General features: G+C 74.7%; 13 protein-coding genes. 3 read left to right on the top strand and 10 right to left on the bottom strand.

Going from position 1 to position 18,196, the window contains the following annotated elements; all coding sequences use genetic code 11:
* Positions 1-48: 48 nt before the first annotated feature.
* On the bottom strand, positions 49-927 hold the full coding sequence (gene lipB / locus J5Y05_RS26660) for a lipoyl(octanoyl) transferase LipB (RefSeq protein ID WP_210875640.1): 879 nt from the start codon (positions 925-927) through the stop codon (positions 49-51).
* 256 nt (positions 928-1,183) lie between these two features.
* Here lipB and J5Y05_RS26655 point away from each other — a divergent pair, with 256 nt between their 5' ends.
* Positions 1,184-2,647, top strand: a complete 1,464-nt coding sequence (locus J5Y05_RS26655) for an NsdA family TPR-like regulatory protein (RefSeq protein ID WP_210875639.1) — start codon at positions 1,184-1,186, stop codon at positions 2,645-2,647.
* Between the two features lie 196 nt (positions 2,648-2,843).
* On the opposite strand, the gene J5Y05_RS26650 is transcribed toward J5Y05_RS26655, so the two are convergent.
* Positions 2,844-4,379 carry an NAD(P)/FAD-dependent oxidoreductase gene (locus J5Y05_RS26650; protein ID WP_210875638.1) on the bottom strand — a complete coding sequence of 512 codons (1,536 nt, stop codon included), beginning with the start codon at positions 4,377-4,379 and terminating at the stop codon, positions 2,844-2,846.
* A 283-nt stretch (positions 4,380-4,662) separates the two neighbouring features.
* Positions 4,663-5,565 (bottom strand): TIGR01777 family oxidoreductase, encoded by a 903-nt coding sequence (locus J5Y05_RS26645; protein ID WP_210875637.1) that lies wholly within the window; start codon positions 5,563-5,565, stop codon positions 4,663-4,665.
* Positions 5,566-5,638: 73 nt separating this feature from the next.
* On the opposite strand from J5Y05_RS26645, the gene J5Y05_RS26640 reads away from it, so the two are divergent.
* Together J5Y05_RS26640 and J5Y05_RS26635 are read left to right on the top strand one after the other, a co-directional pair.
* On the top strand, positions 5,639-6,136 hold the full coding sequence (locus tag J5Y05_RS26640) for a GNAT family N-acetyltransferase (protein ID WP_210875636.1): 498 nt from the start codon (positions 5,639-5,641) through the stop codon (positions 6,134-6,136).
* Positions 6,137-6,203: 67 nt separating this feature from the next.
* Positions 6,204-7,058: a peptidoglycan recognition protein family protein gene (locus J5Y05_RS26635; protein ID WP_210875635.1), complete on the top strand. Its 855-nt coding sequence runs from the start codon at positions 6,204-6,206 to the stop codon at positions 7,056-7,058.
* 105 nt (positions 7,059-7,163) lie between these two features.
* On the opposite strand, the gene J5Y05_RS26630 is transcribed toward J5Y05_RS26635, so the two are convergent.
* The 7 genes from J5Y05_RS26630 to J5Y05_RS26600 form a co-directional block, all read right to left on the bottom strand.
* Complete coding sequence (locus tag J5Y05_RS26630) at positions 7,164-7,685, bottom strand: DUF4240 domain-containing protein (protein ID WP_210875929.1); 522 nt, start codon at positions 7,683-7,685, stop codon at positions 7,164-7,166.
* Positions 7,686-8,042: 357 nt separating this feature from the next.
* A complete protein-coding gene (locus J5Y05_RS26625; protein ID WP_210875634.1) occupies positions 8,043-9,065 on the bottom strand; it encodes a helix-turn-helix transcriptional regulator in 1,023 nt (340 codons plus the stop codon).
* A gap of 64 nt (positions 9,066-9,129) precedes the next feature.
* Entirely contained in the window at positions 9,130-11,832 is a 2,703-nt protein-coding gene (gene aceE, locus J5Y05_RS26620; RefSeq protein WP_210875633.1) for a pyruvate dehydrogenase (acetyl-transferring), homodimeric type, read from the bottom strand.
* A gap of 347 nt (positions 11,833-12,179) precedes the next feature.
* A complete protein-coding gene (locus J5Y05_RS26615) occupies positions 12,180-12,803 on the bottom strand; it encodes a GntR family transcriptional regulator (protein ID WP_210875632.1) in 624 nt (207 codons plus the stop codon).
* Between the two features lie 192 nt (positions 12,804-12,995).
* The gene (gene sucB / locus J5Y05_RS26610; RefSeq protein WP_210875631.1) at positions 12,996-14,825 is read right to left on the bottom strand and encodes a 2-oxoglutarate dehydrogenase, E2 component, dihydrolipoamide succinyltransferase; all 1,830 of its coding nucleotides are present in this window, start codon (positions 14,823-14,825) and stop codon (positions 12,996-12,998) included.
* A gap of 63 nt (positions 14,826-14,888) precedes the next feature.
* A complete protein-coding gene (lpdA, locus tag J5Y05_RS26605) occupies positions 14,889-16,277 on the bottom strand; it encodes a dihydrolipoyl dehydrogenase (RefSeq protein WP_210875630.1) in 1,389 nt (462 codons plus the stop codon).
* Positions 16,278-16,565: 288 nt separating this feature from the next.
* Positions 16,566-18,089 (bottom strand): leucyl aminopeptidase, encoded by a 1,524-nt coding sequence (locus tag J5Y05_RS26600; RefSeq protein WP_210875629.1) that lies wholly within the window; start codon positions 18,087-18,089, stop codon positions 16,566-16,568.
* Between the last annotated feature and the right edge of the window lie 107 nt (positions 18,090-18,196).

Below are 18,196 nucleotides of genomic sequence, written 5' to 3'. Positions count from 1 at the left end.
AGGCCAACCTCCGACACAGGGGGGCCATTCCCCGGATCGGGTGAACGGTCATGCCGACGCCTTCTCGGGCCGCCCGTTCGTCCCGGCGCCCTCGGGATTCCCTGGGGTCGCCAGGCTGCTCTCGGTCCCCGCGCCCGCCGGCTTCTCGATCACGCGAGGCCGGAGGTCGGCGTGGTCCAGGACGTCCCGCAGATGCCGTTCGACCACGGGCAGCACCTCGTCGAGGGTGACGTCGCGGCCCAGCTCGTTCGCGAGGGAGGCCACCCCGGCGTCCCGGATGCCGCACGGGATGATCCGGTCGAACCACTTGTTGTCCGGGTTCACGTTCAGGGCGAAGCCGTGCATGGTGACGCCCTTGGCGACCCGGATGCCGATCGCGGCGATCTTGCGGTCCTCGCCGCGCTGGCCCGCGTTGGAGGGGGCGTACTCCGGGCCGTTGAGCCGCGGGTCGAACTCGTCGTCGGCGAGCCGCGGGTCGAAGTCCAGGGAGAGTCCGCCGAGCGGGGGACGCCGCTCGACCGGGTCGCCCAGCACCCACACGCCGCTGCGCCCCTCGACGCGGGTGGTCTCCAGCCCGAACTCCGCGCAGGTGCGGATCAGGGCCTCCTCCAGGCGCCGGACGTGCGCCACCACGTCCACCGGGCGGGGCAGCTTCTGGATCGGGTAGCCCACGAGCTGGCCGGGGCCGTGCCAGGTGATCTTGCCGCCGCGGTCCACGTCGATGACCGGGGTGCCGTCCAGGGGCCGTTCGCTGTCGGCGGTGCGCCGGCCGGCCGTGTAGACCGGCGGATGCTCCAGGAGGATCACGGTGTCGGGCACCTCGTCGGCGAAGCGCGCCGCGTGCACCCGGCGCTGCTCGTCCCAGGCCACCCGGTACTCCACGGCGTCGGCTCCGAAGCCCATACGGACGAACCGCACCTCGCTCACGCCCAGCACCTCCCTGCAACGGTCGTCGGGCACGCGCCGTGCCCACGCCACTGTACGTCCGGCGACCGGCCCCCGAACGGGGGGCTGTTCCCGTCAGCTCCGCATTCAATCCTCACACGATCGGATGAATGCCTGGCGAAGTGTGCGATCGGCCGCTCACTCTCCGCTACATTCGCGCCGACCACGAGGCCATCAGAGCTGTTCACAGGCGCTCCGGGTGATCGAACGCCCGGAAGGCAGGAGACCGCACAGCACCATGACGGAACGACCCGCGCAGCGCACCCCCAACCGCCAGTTAGCCGCACTCATCGCCGAAGCGGGGTTCTCCAACGCGGGTCTCGCGCGTCGCGTCGACCAGCTCGGACTCGAACACGGCCTGGACCTTAGATACGACAAGACGTCCGTCACCCGCTGGCTCCGGGGTCAACAGCCCCGCGGCACCACCCCCGCCCTCATCGCCGAGGTCTTCACCCGGCGCCTGGGCCGCCGGCTCACCGCCCAGGACCTCGGCCTGGACGCGTGCGCGCCCGTCTACGCGGGCCTGGAGTTCGCCGCCACCCCCGAGGAGGCCGTCGACATCGTCGGCGGGCTGTGGCGCAAGGACTCCGGCAGCCACGCCGAACTGCGGAAGATCGCCTTCACCCCGGCCGGGCTCGTCGTGCCCAGCCGGGACTGGCTGATCGGCCGCCCCGACGAGCGGGTGGCCCGCGCCGAGGTGCCCGTGCGCATCCCGGCCCAGGGCCGGCCCGCGCCCCCGAGGGCCACCACCGCCCCGGACCCCTCCCGGCGGCGGACCGCGGCCGAACGCGTCCCCGGCCAGCGCGTCACCGGCGGCGACCTCGCCGCGCTCCGCTCGGTCGGCGAGCTGTTCCGCAGCCTCGACGACCGGTACGGCGGCGGCCACGCCCGCCAGGCGCTCGTCCGCTACCTGGAACACGAGCTGGAGCCCATGCTGCGCGGCACCTACGGGGAGCAGACCGGCCGCCGGCTCTTCGCCGCCGCCGCCGACCTGACCCGGCTGGCCGGCTGGACCTCGTACGACATCGCCGCGCACGGGCTCGCCCAGCGCTACTTCGTGCAGGCGCTGCGGCTCGCGCAGGCCGCGGGCGACCGGGCCTACGGCAGCTATGTGCTGGTCACCATGAGCCGCCAGGCCGTCTACCTGGGCCACGGGCGCGAGGCGGGCCAGCTCGCGCGGGTGGCGCAGCAGGGCGTGGGCACCTCCGCCCCGCCGGTCGTGCAGACCCTGCTGCACGCCGCCGAGGCCCGCGCGCACGCCGTGCTCGGCGAGGTGCGGGCCTGCACCGCCGCCCTGGTCCGGGCGGAGCGGACGATGGAGTCGGCCCGGCCCGGCGACGAGGTGCCGTACTGGGCGCGTTCCTTCGACGAGGCCCAGCTCGCCGACGAACTGGGCCACTGCCACCGCGATCTCCAGCAGTTCCGCGCCGCCGCCCAGTACGCGGAGCGCTCGCTGCACCTGCGTTCCCCGGTCCACGCCCGCAGCCGGCTCTTCTGCCGGATCGTGCTCGCCACCGCCCGCCTGGGCCTCGGCGAACTGGACCAGGCGTGCCAGCTCGCCGCCGAGGCGGCCGGGCAGGCGGCGGAGATGCGCTCGGTGCGCGCCACGGAGTACGTCCGGGACTTCGAACGCCGGCTGGAGCCGTACAAGGACGCGGCGCCCGTACGTGGATACCGGGACCGCGTGGCCGCCCTGGGCTAGCCACCGGTCCCGGCGCGAGAGGCCGCCGGGGCCGTCACGGGGAGCGGGCCGGTTTCGCCGACGTGGCCCGGTCTCCGTGGCGGTCCCGAGGCGGGTCCGCGGCAAGGCGCCCGTCCGCCGCGGGGTCGCCCGGCCCGCGCGCCCGAGCGCGTGCGGGCCGGGCGCCGCGGGACGGGCGGGACGTCGCGCGGGCGCCCTACGCGGCGCGGGCCGTCGGGAGGGGTTCGGCCCGGTCCATCGGGCGGCCCGCGCCCAGATCGGCCAGGATCGCCGCCGAGGCCCGGTGCGCCGAGTACAGCGCGCCCTGGACGGTGCTGGTGTCGCGGTGGTCGCCGCACACGTACAGCCCGGCCAGCAGCCGCACCGGGCGGCGCAGGTCGTGCGGCGGGCGCATCACGGGCACCGCGTCGGCCGTGTGGTGGACGGCGAGGGTCTCCCAGCGGGTGGTCGGGGTGGAGTGCAGGCGGGCGAGGTGCCCGCGCACGGCCTCGTCCACGTCCGGCGGGGGCGGCCCGAGGACCGTCGACGACACCAGCGCGCGGCCGGCCGGCGCGCGGGACGGGTCCACCTGGCTCACCACCGCCGTGTGGGCGACCGGCCCGCCCCGGTCCGCGTCGAGCAGCAGGGAAGTGCCGGTCTCCGGCGGCTCGTCCGTCGTGTGGTGCACCACCGTCACCGGATGGAACTCCGGCACCCGCAGCCCCGGCAGCAGTTCGGCGGCGGCGCGGGCGTCGGTCGCCACCAGCACCGCGCGGCAGCGGAAGACGCCGTGCTCCGCGGTGGCCACGGCGTTGGTGGCGACCGAGGTGACCCGTACGCCGGTGTGCACGGTGCCCGGCGGCAGCGTCCGCGCCAGCAGCTCCGGCACGGCGTCCGCGCCGCCCTCCGGCAGCCACAGCCGCCCGCGCGCGAAGGAGCGCAGCGCGAGGTCGGCACACCGGCTGGAGGTGGTCAGGTCCGGATCGCACAGCAGGGCGGCGAGCAGCGGGCGCAGGAAGCCGTCGATCGTGCGGGACGGCAGCCCGCGCAGCGCCAGCGCCTCGGCGGCGGGCAGCTCCGGGCGGGCCAGCAGCCGTTCCACCGGCGTGCCGGCGAGGCGGGTGAGCGCGGCCCGCAGTCTCAGGGGCGCGACCAGACCGAGCGAGCGGGCCCGCGCGGAGCCCGGCTGCGGGCCGCCCTCGCCGCCCGGGGCGTCCGCCGGGAGCGGGGCGAGGGGCGCCGGGCCGCTCCCGGCCCCGGGCGAGGTGCGGAGCGGGCCCGCGAGGGCCCCGGCGGTCAGCGGACGCCGGGGGCCGGGCACCGACCGCCCCGGCACGGACCGCCCCGGTACCGAGCGTCCCGGCACGGACCGTCCCGGCACCGACCGGGGGGCGCTCGCCAAGGCGCGTACGGCATGAAGTGCGCCCCTTGCGCCCCCCGCGCCCGCGGGTGCGCCCGCGCGATGCCGGCGGCCCTCGCTGTGCAGCAGGACCCCGGGGGCGTACGGGAGGAGCGTGAGGCCCTCCAGGCCCGGGGTGAGGGCGAGTTCGGGGTACGCGGCCGACAGGGGCCGGCCGATCCGGTCGAGCCGGAAACCGTCGACCTTCTCGGTCGCCATCCGGCCGCCCACCGTGTGGGCCGCCTCCAGGACCGTCGTCGACACTCCTGCGCTGATCAGCCGATGCGCCGTGGCCAGTCCGGCGATCCCGGCCCCCACGACGACGACGTCCGCCTGGTACGCGGGCTCATACACGTGCCCTCCTAGGTTGCGCGGCCGCTGGAGACTTTCTGCCCCCAACCGGCTTGAGGGATACCCGAGTTCGAGACGAGCGTAGGGCTGCGGCGGGCCGGCGGGAGTCGCGCGGAGACAGGGCACGGTCGCACACCGGTCGCATGCCCGGCCCCCGCCCCGACCCCCGGCCGCGCCCCATGACGCCCCCGGCGCGGGGCGGCCTGGCCGGGTGCGGGCGAGGGGGCCGGGGTGGGCGCCCTCGGCCCCGTACCCCCGGGTACGCCCGCCGGCCCCGTACCCCGTGCTACATCGCCGCCCTGATCGCGCCGTCGATGTCCGGGAAGGCGAAGCGGAAGCCGGATTCCTGGAGGCGGGCGGGGAGGACCCGGGCGCTGCCCAGGACGTCGGCGGCGAGGTCGCCGAGGACGGCGCGGAGGACCGGAGCGGGGACGGGGAAGGGCGTCGGGCGGCGCAGGACGCGTCCCATCGCGGTGGTGACCTCGCGGTTGGTCACCGGGTGCGGGGCCGTGAGGTTGAACGCGCCGGAGAGGTCCTCGCGGTCCAGCAGATGCCGCAGCGCGGCCACCTCGTCGTGCAGCGCCACGAACGACCAGTACTGCGAGCCGTCGCCCAGCCGCCCGCCGAGCCCGGCCCGGAACAGCGGGAACAGCCGCCCCCACGCGCCCCCGGCCCGGCTGACGACCAGCCCGGTCCGGGCGAACACCGTCCGCACGCCCGCCTCCCGCGCCGGTGCCGCCGCGGCCTCCCAGGCCACGCAGACCGAGGGCAGGAAGCCCTCCCCGGCGGGGGCGCTCTCGTCCACGCTCCGCGCGCCGGTGTCGCCGTAGTAGCCGATCGCGCTGCCGTTCAGGAAGATGCGGGGGCGCACGGCCGGCTCCAGCGCGGCCAGGGCCTCGGCGAGCGCCGTCGTGCCTCCCACCCGGCTGCCGAGGATGCGCGCCTTGTACGCCTCCGTCCAGCGGTGGTCGCCGATCCCCGCCCCCGCCAGGTTGACCACCGCGTCGCACCCGGCGAGGGACGACGCGGCCACCCGCCCGCTCTCGGGGTCCCAGCGGACCTCGTCCGCCCCCCGGGGGTCACGACGCACCAGGCGCACCACCTCGTGCCCGTCCGCGACCAGCGACCGCACCAGTGCGCCGCCGATGACCCCGGACGCGCCGGCCACCACGATTCGGGAACGTTCCATGCGCCCATCCTGCCGGGTGCCCCCGGGAAAAACCCCGGCCGCCGCCCCGGACACGCGTCGTACAGTGACCGGCATGTCCGTACCGCACATACGCCGGGCCCGGCCCGAGGACGAGGAGCCGCTGCGCCGCCTCGACCGCCTCACCTGGTCCCACCTGCACGCCGTCTCGCCGCCGCCCGGACCCGAGGAGCCCTTCTTCCGGGCGACGTCCGGCCCCGACGACCACTTCGTCGCCGAACTCGACGGCGAGGTCGTCGGCTACGTCCGGATCGGCTTCCCCACGGAACTCGCCTCCAACGCGCACGTCCGCCAGATCCGCGGCCTCGCCGTCTGTGACGCCGTCCGCGGCAAGGGCGCCGGACGGGCCCTGGTCCGCGCCGCCGTCGAGGAGGCCCGCCGGGTGGGCGCCCGCCGCATCACCCTGCGCGTCCTCGGCCACAACACCGCCGCGCGCAAGCTCTACGAGTCCGAGGGCTTCGTCGTCGAGGGCGTCCAGCCGGAGGAGTTCCTGCTCGGCGGGGAGTACGTCGACGACGTCCTGATGGGACGGCCGCTGGTGCCTGCGGCCTGACGGGGCCGTTCCACCGGGTGGCACAGCAGCGCTCGCCGGGGGACCTGACCGGCCCGACAGTGGGACCATGCGTGTCTTCCGAGGACCGCGCGGGGTACGGAAACGGCGTTCCGCCCGCCTGTCCGGCGTATCCCGGCTGCTGCTCGGCAGCCTCCCCGGCCTCGCCGCCGTCGCCGCCCTCTGGCTGTGCGCCGTCGGCGTGGAACGGGCCGTGTCCACCAACGCCCGCGCCGCCGAGGCCCGTTCGGCGGCGGCACGGGCCACCGCCGCGCACGCCGCCCCGCGCCCGGCCGTCGTGCCCCGCGCCCGGTGGCTGGGCGACGCCGCCCGCGACCAGCCCGCGCCGCGCTACGACGACGCGGTCGTCGCCGTCTTCGTCCACCACACCGACACGCCGAACGACTACGACTGTGCCGACGCGCCCGAGATCATCCGCGGCCTCTACGACGGCCAGACCGACGGCCGGGACTGGGACGACCTCGGCTACAACTTCGTCGTCGACCGCTGCGGCACCGTCTACGAGGGCCGCGCGGGCGGCATCGACCGGCCCGTCACCGGCGCCCACACCCAGGGCTTCAACCACCGCACCGCGGGCGTCGCCGCCCTCGGCACCTTCACCGAGGGCGTGCCCGTGCCCGACGCGCTGACCGACGCGATCGCCGCGGTGGCCGCGTGGAAGCTCGGCGGCAGCGACACCGACCCGCGCACGCGCGTACGGCTCGTCTCCAGCAACGGCCACAGCCGGTACACGGCCGGGGACACCGCCACGCTGCCCGCCGTGGCCGGGCACAACGAGGGCTACCAGACCACGTGCCCGGGGGCCGCCCTCAGCGCCCGCCTCCCCGAGATCCGGGAGCGCGCGGCGCGGCTCCAGGGCCGTACCGGGGACGCGCGCCGGGTCCAGGAGGCGGGCAGCCCCTGACCGGGGGCCGGTACGACCGGCGGCCGGTACGACCGGCGGCCGGTACGACCGGCGGCCGGTACGGGGGCCGGTACGACCCGCGGCCGGTACGGGGGCCGCCGGGGCTCACTCGGGGCCGAAGCGCTCCCAGAGCCGGGGCAGCCGCGCGGCGAGCGCCCGCGCGTCCTCCAGGTCGACCGGGGTGCCCAGCGGTTCGGCGGGGGCGGGCGCGATGCCCAGCTCGGGGGCGACGGTGCCGGTGAGCTGTTCGTACGCCTCGTCGGCGGCGTAGCCCAGATCCTCGCCGTCGCCGTCCAGGTCCTCGTCGAAGTCGTCCAGCAGCTCCGCGAGGGCGTCGGCGTCGTGCACCGCGCCCTCGTAGACCTCGCGGCCCTGGCCGATCAGCCAGCAGCGGAAGTAGTCGAAGGCGTCGTCGCTCGCCCCGTCGAGCAGGACCCAGGCGGCGGCCCACAGGTCCCAGGTGAAGGCCCGGTTGTAGCGGGCCTCGAAGTGGCGGGCGAAGTCGAGCACCAGGTCCGGGTCCTTCTCCAGGAGCCGGTCCACGAGCAGGTCGGCCTGGTCCTCGGGATCGCCGCCGGCACCCTGCCGGGTGTCGTCGACCAGCTCCCAGAACTCCGTCTCGTCCATCACGGGTACAGCATCGACCCTGCGCGCACCCCCCGCACGCGGAGCGGCCTCCGGCGACACGCCCGGTCCGGCGCCCGGCGGCCGGCGGGGCGGCACGCCGGACCCGGCACCCGGCGACACGCCCGGCGACAGGCTCCGCGACACGCCCGGTCCGGCGCCCGCCGGCACGAGCGCCGACACACCCGTCCCCTGGCCGCCGCGACACGCCGGGCCCCGGTCTCAGTGCACCGCGACACGCCGCGACACGCCGAGCCCTCGCCCCAGTGCACCGCGACACGCCGCGACACGCCCGGCCTCCGCACCCCCGACACGCCGCCACACGCCGCCACACCCCGCGACACGCGCGCCCCCCGCCGGCTACCCCCCGTACAGCCCCGTCATCCGGCGGGCGTCCTCGGTGAAGCGGGCGCGGAGGGTGGCGGGGGAGAGGACCTCCGCCTCCGGGCCGAGGGCGCGGAGCTGGTCGTGCGCGACCTCCTCGGACTCCACCGGCAGGGTCACCGTCACCCAGCCCTCCGCGTCCGGCGCCCGCGCCGTCTCCAGGGCGTCCCGGGCGGCGACCGGGTCGACGGCATGGGACAGGCTCCGGACGCCGCGCGGGGAGAGCCGTACCACCGCGCGGTCCCGCAGGATCGACCGGGCGAATCGTTCCGCCTGGTCGGCCCAGAAGGCGGGCAGGTCGAACTCCTCGTCCCGGCGGAACCGCCCCTCGCCCGCCTCCACCGCCGTGAACCGGTCGATCCGGTACACCCGGTACCCGTCCCGGCCGTCGCCCCCGTCGCCCCCGTCGCCCCCGTCGCCCCCGGGCGCCTCCGGCAGGGCCCGTGCGCACAGGTACCAGACGCCCGCCTTCAGGACGAGCCCGTACGGCTCCAGCTCCCGGTCGGCCTCCTCCTCCCCGCGCCGGTAGCGGGCCCGCACCCGCCGGTCGTCCCAGACCGCCTCGGCGACGGCGGGCAGCAGCGGGGGCGTGACGGGCTCGCGGAACCAGTTCGGCGCGTCCAGGTGGAAGCGCTGCGCCGCCGTCCGCGAGGCGTCCCGCAGCGACGGCAGCAAAGCCGCCGACACCTTGAGCCGGGCCGCCGACGCCGCGTCCTCCAGGCCCATCTCGCGCAGCGCCCCCGGCACCCCCGACAGGAACAGGGCCTCGGCCTCGCCCCGGGCCAGCCCGGTGAGGCGGGTGCGGTAGCCGCCGACGAGCCGGTACCCGCCGCTCCGGCCGCGCTCGGCGTACACCGGCACGCCCGCCTCCGAGAGGGCCTGCGCGTCCCGGGCCACGGTCCGCTCCGACACCTCCAGTTCGCGGGCGAGTTCGGCGGCGGTCATGGACGGCCGGGACTGGAGCAGCAGCACCATGGTGATGAGGCGGGCAGCGCGCATGGTGCCCATCATGCAGGAGGCCCCCCGCCAGGGCGGGGGGCCTCCCACTGACCACGAGGTGCCGTTACAGGCCGTAGCGCTCGCGCGCCTCCTTCACGGCCGTCGCCTTGACCTCGCCGCGCCGGGCGAGCTGGGCCAGGGCCGCGACCACGATCGACTCGGCGTCGACGCCGAAGTGGCGGCGGGCCGCGTCACGGGTGTCCGACAGGCCGAAGCCGTCGGTGCCCAGCGAGGACCAGTCCTGCTCGACCCACTGCGCGATCTGGTCCGGGACCTGGCGCATGTAGTCGGAGACCGCGAGGACCGGGCCCTCGGCGCCGTGCAGCGCCTGCCGCACGAACGGCACCCGCTCCTCGCCGCGCAGCAGCGCCGCGTCGGCCTCCATCGCGTCCCGGCGCAGCTCCGTCCAGGAGGTCGCCGACCAGACGTCGGCGGCCACGCCCCACTCCTCGGCGAGCAGCCGCTGGGCGGCGAGCGCCCAGTGGATGGCGGTGCCGGAGCCGAGGAGCTGGATGCGCGGCGCGTTGGCCGCCGGGGCCAGGCCCGCCGTCTCCGCCGTGTTGAAGCGGTACAGGCCCTTGACGATGCCCTCGTCGATGCCGGGTACGGCCGGCTTGGCCGGCTGCGGCAGCGGCTCGTTGTAGACCGTCAGGTAGTAGAAGACGTCCTGGTCCTCGCCCGGGGCCGCCGCGCCGTACATCCGGCGCAGGCCCTCCTTGACGACGGCCGCCAGCTCGTAGGCGAAGGCCGGGTCGTAGGAGAGGGCGGCCGGGTTGGTCGCCGCGATGGCGGGGGAGTGGCCGTCGGCGTGCTGGAGGCCCTCGCCCGTCAGCGTGGTCCGGCCGGCGGTCGCGCCGACCAGGAAGCCGCGGCCGAGCTGGTCGCCGAGCTGCCACATCTGGTCGGCGGTCCGCTGCCAGCCGAACATCGAGTAGAAGATGTAGAACGGGATCATCGCCTCGCCGTGCGTCGCGTACGACGTGGAAGCGGCGATGAAGTCGGCCATCGAACCGGCCTCGGTGATCCCCTCGTTGAGGATCTGGCCGTTGGTGGCCTCCTTGTAGTACATGAGCTGGTCGCGGTCGACCGGCTCGTACGTCTGGCCCGCGGGCGAGTAGATGCCCAGCGAGGGGAAGAGGCTCTCCATGCCGAAGGTGCGGGCCTCGTCGGGGACGATCGGCACCCAGCGGCGGCCGGTCTCCTTGTCGCGGACCAGGTCCTTGACGAGCCGGACGAACGCCATGGTGGTGGCGACCTTCTGCGCGCCGGAGCCCTTGTCGAAGGCGGCGAACGCCTTGTCGGCGGGGGCGGGCAGCGGTGCGAGGGGGTGCACCCGGCGGGCCGGGGCCGGACCGCCGAGGGCGGCGCGGCGCTCCTGGAGGTAGCGGACCTCGGGGGAGCCGGCGCCCGGGTGGCCGTAGGGGACCACGCCGTCGGCGAAGTCGCTGTCCTTGATCGGCAGGCCGAGGCGGTCGCGCATCGCCTTGAACTCGTCCGTGGACAACTTCTTCATCTGGTGGTTCGCGTTCTTCGACGCGAAGCCCTCGCCGAGGGTGTGGCCCTTGACCGTCTGGGCGAGGATCACCGTCGGCGCCCCGCGGTGCGCCAGCGCGGCGCGGTACGCGGCGTAGACCTTGCGCGACTCGTGGCCGCCGCGCGAGAAGTGGAAGCACTCGATGATCTTGTCGTCGGCGAGCAGCTTCGCCATCTCGGCGAGCGCCGGGTCCGCGCCGAAGAAGTCCTCGCGGATGTAGGCGGCGTCGCGCGTCTGGTACGTCTGCACCTGCGCGTCCGGCACCTCGCGCAGCCGGCGGACCAGCGCGCCCGTGGTGTCCAGGGCGAACAGCTCGTCCCAGGCGGTGCCCCAGAGCGTCTTGACGACGTTCCAGCCGGCGCCGCGGAACTGGGCCTCCAGCTCCTGCACGATCTTGAAGTTGGCGCGCACCGGCCCGTCGAGGCGCTGGAGGTTGCAGTTGATCACGAAGGTCAGGTTGTCCAGACCCTCGCGGGCGGCGAGCGTGAGCGCGGTGGTGGACTCCGGCTCGTCCATCTCGCCGTCGCCGAGGAACGCCCATACGTGGGAGTGCGACAGGTCCTTGATGCCGCGGCTGGTCAGGTAGCGGTTGAACCGCGCCTGGTAGATCGCGGAGATCGGGCCGAGGCCCATGGAGACGGTCGGGAACTCCCACAGCCAGGGCAGCCGGCGCGGGTGCGGGTAGGACGGCAGGCCGTTGCCGCCGGCCTCGCGGCGGAAGTTGTCCAGGTGCGCTTCGGTCAGCCGGCCGTCGAGGAACGCGCGGGCGTAGATGCCGGGGGAGGCGTGGCCCTGGATGTAGAGCTGGTCGCCCGAGCCGTCGGCCTCCTTGCCCTTGAAGAAGTGGTTGAAGCCGGTCTCGTAGAGCCAGGCCGCCGACGCGAAGGTGGCGATGTGGCCGCCGACGCCGTGCTCGCTGCCGCGGCTCACCATGGCCGCCGCGTTCCAGCGGTTCCAGGCGGTGATCCTGGACTCCAGCTCCTCGTCGCCGTCCACGGAGGGCTCGGCGGCGGTCGGGATGGAGTTGACGTAGTCGGTGTCCAGCAGCTTCGGCAGCGGGATGCCCGCGCCCTCGGCGTGCTCCAGGGTGCGGCGCATCAGGTACGCGGCACGGTGCGGCCCGGCCGCCTCGGTGACGGCGTCCAGGGAGGCCCGCCACTCGGCGGTCTCCTCGGGGTCGCGGTCGGGGAGCTGGTCGAGTGCGCTCGGCTGGATGGCGTTGGGGTCGGTCATGTCGCCGCCTTCCTCAGTCGAAGGGGGTTCCCTCAATAAGGGTTCGGGGGTTTGCCCTTGGTCTTTGGCAGGACAGGGCTGGGGCTCTGGTGGAAGCCCGTCGGTGACTGTAACTCGCTGATCGATGATCGATCAAAGGTTTGACGGTAAAACCTCTCGAACACGAGAAAGTCGGCACGGGGTGCCTTCGGCGATGGCACGGGGTGACGCGTGCGGGCCGGTGTTTGCGCAGGTGAGCGCGGGTACGGGGAGGCCGGCGGCCGGCCCGCGAAGCGGCTGCCCCCGCGCCCCGGGCAGCCGGGCCTCCGGGTCCCCGGGCAGCCGGGCACCCGCGCTCGCCGCCGGACTCAGGGGCGCGGCGCGCACCCCAGGACGTGGGCTTTCACGATCTCCGCGATGCGCGGATCGCGGCGCCGGAAGGCGGCCACCAGCTCCTCGTGCTCCTCGGCGTACGACTGCTGCACCGTGCCCAGCCACCGGATCGACAGGGCCGTGAAGACCTCGATGCCCAGGCCCTCCCAGGTGTGCAGCAGCACCGCGTTGCCCGCCGCCCGCACCAGCTCGCGGTGGAAGGCCACCGTGTGCCGCACCTGGCCGGTCCCGTCGGCGACCCGGTCGGCCTCGTAGAGCGCGCTGACGTGCGGTTCCAGCGCCGAGCAGTCCCCGGCGAGCCGTTCCGCCGCCAGCTCGGCGGCGATCGCCTCCAGCCCGGCCCGGACCGGATAGCTCTCCTCCAGGTCGGCGGCGCTCAGATTGCGCACCCGGACGCCCTTGTTGGGCGCCGATTCGATCAGCCGCAGGGACTCCAGCTCCCGCAGGGCCTCCCGCACGGGCGTCTGGCTGACCTCCAGCTCGGTGGCGATGCGCCGCTCCACGATCCGCTCGCCCGGCTGCCAGCGTCCGCTGATGATCCCTTCCAGGATGTGCTCGCGGATCTGTTCGCGCAGCGAGTGGACGACGGGGGCGGTCATGTGGGCTCCTTCGGGCGGGGCCTTGCGGCCCCCGGGGGCGTTCGACCTTTAGACAATACGGCGGCGGACGCTCCGGGGAAGGGCGCATAGGGGGGCACCGGGGCAGGTGAGACGAGGCTTACACGGACGAGGGCGCCCCCGCCCGGAAACTCCGGGCGGGGGCGCCGTACGACCGTTCGGCCAGGTCAGGGGCTACAGCCCCAGCTCGACCTCGAACTCGCCGGCCTCCAGGATCGCCTTGACCGCGGTCAGGTAGCGGGCGGCGTCGGCGCCGTCCACCAGACGGTGGTCGTAGGACAGGGTCAGGTACGTCATGTCGCGGACGCCGATGACCGTGCCCTCCTCCGTCTCGATGACGGCCGGACGCTTGACCGTGGCACCGATGCCGAGGATCGCGACCTGGCCCGGCGGCACGATGATCGTGTCGAAGAGCGCGCCGCGCGAACCGGTGTTGCTGATGGTGAAGGTCGCGCCGGACAGCTCGTCCGGGGTGATCTTGCTGGCGCGGACCTTGCCGGCCAGCTCCGCCGTGGCCTTGGAGATGCCGGCGATGTTGAGGTCACCGGCGTTCTTGATGACCGGGGTCATCAGGCCCTTCTCGGAGTCCACCGCGATACCGACGTGCTCGGTGTCGAAGTAGGTGATCGTCCCCTCGGCCTCGTTGATCTTGGCGTTGATGGACGGGTGGGCCTTCAGCGCCTGGGCCGCGGCCTTCACGAAGAACGGCATCGGCGACAGCTTGACGCCCTCGCGCGCGGCGAAGGAGTCCTTGGCCTGGGCGCGCAGCCGCATCAGGCGCGTGACGTCGACCTCGACGACCGAGGAGAGCTGCGCCTGCTCGCGCAGCGCCTTGACCATGTTGTCGCCGATGACCTTGCGGATGCGCGGCATCTTGACGGTCTGGCCGCGCAGCGGCGAGGTCTCCAGGACCGGGGTCCGCCTGGCCGTGGGCGCGGCGGCGGCCGGGGCGGCCGGGGCGGCCTGCGTGGCCTGGGCCGCGGCGGCGGCCTTGGCGGCCTCGGCGGCGGCCAGGACATCCTGCTTGCGGATGCGACCGCCGACGCCGGTGCCCTTGACGGAGGTCAGGTCGACGCCGTTCTCGGCGGCGAGCTTGCGCACCAGCGGGGTGACGTAGGCGCCGTCGTCGGCCGGCTGGACCGCGGCCGGAGCGGCGGCGGGGGCCGGGGCGGCGACCGGGGCGGACGGCACCGGGTCGGGCGCCGGGGTGGTCTGCTGCTGCGGAGCCGGGACCGTCGGCGCCTGCGGGGCCGGGGCGGGCGCGGGGGCCGGAGCGGCCGGAGCCGCGGCGGCCGGCGCGGGAGCCGGGGCCGGGGCGGGAGCCGGGGCGGGCTGCGCCGGGGCCGCGGGGGCGGCCGGGGCGGCGGCGGGCGCGGCCGAGGCGTCGCCGATGACGGCCAGCTTGGCGCCGACCTCGGCCGTCTCGTCCTCGCCGACCACGATCTCCAGCAGGGTGCCGGAGGTGGGCGCCGGGATCTCGGTGTCGACCTTGTCGGTGGACACCTCCAGCAGCGGCTCGTCGGCCTCGACGCTGTCGCCGACCGACTTCAGCCAGCGGGTGACGGTGCCCTCGGTGACGGACTCGCCGAGCGCGGGCAGGACCACGTCCGTGCCCTGGGCCGAAGCGCCGCCGGCCGCGGCCTGGGCGGTGGGAGCGGGCGCCGGGGCGGCCTGCTCGGTGGAGGGAGCGGCCTGCGGGGCCGGCTCGGGCGCCGCGGGGGCGGCCGGCTCGGCGGCCGGGGCGGCCTCGGCCGCCGGGGCGCCGCTGCCGTCGTCGATCAGGGCCAGCTCGGCACCGACCTCGACGGTCTCGTCCTCGGCGACCTTGATGGAGGACAGCACGCCGGAGGCGGGGGCCGGGATCTCGGTGTCGACCTTGTCGGTCGAGACCTCGAGCAGCGGCTCGTCGGCCTCGACGCGCTCACCCTCGGCCTTCAGCCAGCGGGTGACAGTGCCCTCGGTGACGCTCTCGCCGAGCGCCGGAAGGGTTACGGAAACCGCCATGGTTTCGGTTGCTCCTTACGAATTGCGGAAGTCTGTGTCGTCGCGCCCCGTGACCGAGGAAGATCAGTCGTGGGAGTGCAGCGGCTTGCCGGCCAGCGCCAGGTGGGCCTCGCCCAGGGCCTCGCTCTGCGTCGGGTGGGCGTGGATGAGCTGCGCCACCTCGGCCGGCAGCGCCTCCCAGTTGTAGATGAGCTGGGCCTCTCCGACCTGCTCGCCCATGCGGTCGCCGACCATGTGGACGCCGACCACGGCACCGTCCTTGACCTGGACGAGCTTGATCTCGCCCGCGGTCTTGAGGATCTTGCTCTTGCCGTTGCCCGCCAGGTTGTACTTGACGGTGACGACCTTGTTCGCGCCGTAGACCTCCTTGGCCTTGGCCTCGGTGATGCCGACGGAGGCGACCTCCGGGTGACAGTACGTCACGCGCGGCACGCCGTCGTAGTCGACCGGGACGGTCTTCAGACCGGCGAGGCGCTCGGCGACGAGGATGCCCTCCGCGAAGCCGACGTGGGCGAGCTGGAGCGTGGGCACCAGGTCGCCGACGGCCGAGACGGTCGGCACGTTCGTCCGCATGTACTCGTCGACGAGGACGAAGCCGCGGTCCATGGCGACCCCGGCCTCCTCGTACCCCAGGCCCTGCGAGACCGGGCCGCGGCCGATGGCGACCAGCAGCACCTCCGCCTCGAACTCCTTGCCGTCGGCGAGGGTGACCTTGACGCCGTCCTGGGTGTACTCGGCCTTCTGGAAGAAGGTGCCCAGGTTGAACTTGATGCCGCGCTTGCGGAAGGCGCGCTCCAGCAGCTTGGAGCTGTTCTCGTCCTCGACCGGGACGAGGTGCTTGAGGCCCTCGACGATCGTGACGTCGGCGCCGAAGGACTTCCACACCGAGGCGAACTCGACGCCGATGACACCGCCGCCCAGGATGATCGCGGACTTCGGCACGCGGTCCAGGACGAGGGCGTGGTCGGAGGAGATGATCCGGTTGCCGTCGATCTCCAGGCCCGGCAGCGACTTCGGCACGGAGCCGGTCGCCAGCAGCACATGGCGGCCCTGGACGCGGCGGCCGTTCACGTCGACGGAGGTCGGGGAGGAGAGCCGGCCCTCACCCTCGATGTAGGTCACCTTGCGCGAGGCGATCAGACCCTGGAGGCCCTTGTACAGGCCCGAGACCACGTCGTCCTTGTACTTCTGGACGGCGGGCACGTCGATGCCCTCGAAGGTGGACCGTACGCCGAACTGCTCGCTCTCGCGGGTCTGGTCGGCGACCTCGCCCGCGTGGAGCAGGGCCTTGGTGGGGATGCACCCCTTGTGCAGGCAGGTACCGCCGACCTTGTCCTTCTCGATCAGGGCGACGTCCAGGCCCAGCTGCGCCCCGCGCAGGGCCGCGGCGTAACCACCGCTGCCACCGCCGAGGATCACTAGGTCGAAAACGGTGCTGGCGTCGTTCGCCACGTCACGTCCTCCATGCATGTGCGCCACGCCGGTCTCCAGTGACCGGTCGGCGGCTGGTGTCCGGCCGCTCTTGCTCTCGGCCCTTCGGTGGGGGCCCTGTCCTGCCGAGCCCCATCTTCGCACTTGTCGGCACCCCGCGAGACGCCGGGCCGGGGTGTGAGACGCCCCACGTTCACGGGGGAGGACCGGCCCGGAAGCAGACCTCGGGGGCGCGGGGAGCCACGCAGTGGGTCACAACGGACCACACCGCCAGGCCATTCCCCGCGCCCCCGGAGCACCGTCGGGCCGTCAGCCCAGCTCGCCCTCGGCGGCCAGTTCGGCGACCCGCACCAGCGTCCGCACCGCCGAGCCGGTGCCGCCCTTCGGCGTGTAGCCGAAGGGGCCGCCCTCGTTGAAGGCCGGGCCCGCGATGTCCAGGTGCGCCCAGGCGATGCCCTCGCCGACGAACTCGCGCAGGAACAGGCCGGCGACCAGCCCGCCGCCCATCCGCTCGCCCATGTTGGCGATGTCGGCGGTGGGCGAGTCCATGCCCTTGCGCAGGTGCTCGGGGAGCGGCATCGGCCAGGCCGGCTCGCCGACCTCCTCGGCCGCCTCGTGCACCGCGGTGCGGAAGGCGTCGTCGTTCGCCATGATCCCGTACGTGCGGTTGCCGAGCGCCAGCATCATCGCGCCGGTCAGCGTCGCCACGTCGATGATCGCGTCGGGCTCCTCCTCGGAGGCCGCCCACAGCGCGTCGGCCAGCACGAGCCGGCCCTCGGCGTCGGTGTTCAGCACCTCGACGGTCTTGCCGCTGTACATGCGCAGCACGTCACCCGGGCGGGTCGCCGAGCCGGAGGGCATGTTCTCGGCCAGTGCCAGCCAGCCGGTGACGTTCACCTCCAGGCCGAGGCGGGCGGCGGCGACGACGGCCGCGAACACGGCGGCGGCACCGCTCATGTCGCACTTCATCGTCTCGTTGTGCCCGGCCGGCTTGAGCGAGATGCCGCCGGAGTCGTACGTGATGCCCTTGCCGACGAAGGCGAGCGTCTTCGTCGCCCCGGACGGGGTGTACGACAGCTTCACCAGGCGCGGAGCGGCGGCGGAGCCGGCGCCGACGCCGAGGATGCCGCCGTAGCCGCCCTTGGCGAGCGCCTTCTCGTCGAGCACCTGGACCTTGATGCCGTGTTCCTTGGCGGCGGCCTGGGCGATCGCGGCGAACGCCTCGGGGTCGAGGTCGTTCGGCGGGGTGTTGATCAGGTCGCGGGCGCGGTTCAGCTCCTCGGCGACGGCGGTGGCGCGCTCGACGGCCGCCTTGTGGGCGTTGTCGCGGGGCTTGCCGCCCAGCAGCGCGGCCTCGGCCAGCGGGCCCTTGCCCTTCTTGCCGGCGTCCTCGCCCCGCTCCTTGTAGGCGTCGAAGGAGTACGCGCCGAGCAGCACGCCCTCGGCGACGGCGCCGGTGTCGGCGGCCTCGGCGAGCGGCAGGGCGAACGCGGCCTTCTTCGAACCGGCCAGGGCGCGGGCGGCGACGCCGGCGGCCCGGCGCAGCGCCTCGGCGTCGTAGCCTTCGCCGTCCTCGGGCTCGGCGCCGAGGCCCACCGCCACCACGAGGGGCGCCTTGAAGCCGGACGGCGCGGGCACCTTCGTCACCTCGCCCTCGGCGCCCGAGGCGCCGAGGGTCTCCAGGACGCCGGCGAGTCCGCCGTCGTACGCGCTGTCCACGGCTTCGGCGCCCGGGGCGACGATCGGGCCGTTTGCGCCCTTGGCGACACCGATCACGAGCGCGTCGGCCCGCAGGCCGGGCGCCGCGGCGGTGCTGAGAGTGAGAGCAGTCACGGTGGTGAATTCTCGCTTCCGTATGAAGTCTTGAGTGGCCGAATGCGGGTGGGTCGACCGGGCCCGACAACCGACCCTAGATCCCTCCTGCGTTGCGGTCCTTACCC

It is taken from the genome of Streptomyces tagetis (genome assembly GCF_018069565.1).
Taxonomy (GTDB): Bacteria; Actinomycetota; Actinomycetes; order Streptomycetales; family Streptomycetaceae; genus Streptomyces; species Streptomyces tagetis.
The sequence above is the reverse complement of the archived record's forward strand: the minus strand, read 5'-3'. Positions and strand labels throughout refer to the sequence as shown.

Excerpts from the sequence above, each read along its gene's own strand:
- J5Y05_RS26635 (WP_210875635.1), top strand. The coding sequence starts at position 6,204 with ATGCGTGTCTTCCGAGGACCGCGCGGGGTACGGAAACGGCGTTCCGCC.
- sucB (WP_210875631.1), bottom strand. The coding sequence starts at position 14,825 with ATGGCGGTTTCCGTAACCCTTCCGGCGCTCGGCGAGAGCGTCACCGAG.
- J5Y05_RS26615 (WP_210875632.1), bottom strand. The coding sequence starts at position 12,803 with ATGACCGCCCCCGTCGTCCACTCGCTGCGCGAACAGATCCGCGAGCAC.
- J5Y05_RS26630 (WP_210875929.1), bottom strand. The coding sequence starts at position 7,685 with ATGGACGAGACGGAGTTCTGGGAGCTGGTCGACGACACCCGGCAGGGT.
- J5Y05_RS26640 (WP_210875636.1), top strand. The coding sequence starts at position 5,639 with ATGTCCGTACCGCACATACGCCGGGCCCGGCCCGAGGACGAGGAGCCG.
- aceE (WP_210875633.1), bottom strand. The coding sequence starts at position 11,832 with ATGACCGACCCCAACGCCATCCAGCCGAGCGCACTCGACCAGCTCCCC.
- J5Y05_RS26645 (WP_210875637.1), bottom strand. The coding sequence starts at position 5,565 with ATGGAACGTTCCCGAATCGTGGTGGCCGGCGCGTCCGGGGTCATCGGC.
- J5Y05_RS26625 (WP_210875634.1), bottom strand. The coding sequence starts at position 9,065 with ATGCGCGCTGCCCGCCTCATCACCATGGTGCTGCTGCTCCAGTCCCGG.
- J5Y05_RS26655 (WP_210875639.1), top strand. The coding sequence starts at position 1,184 with ATGACGGAACGACCCGCGCAGCGCACCCCCAACCGCCAGTTAGCCGCA.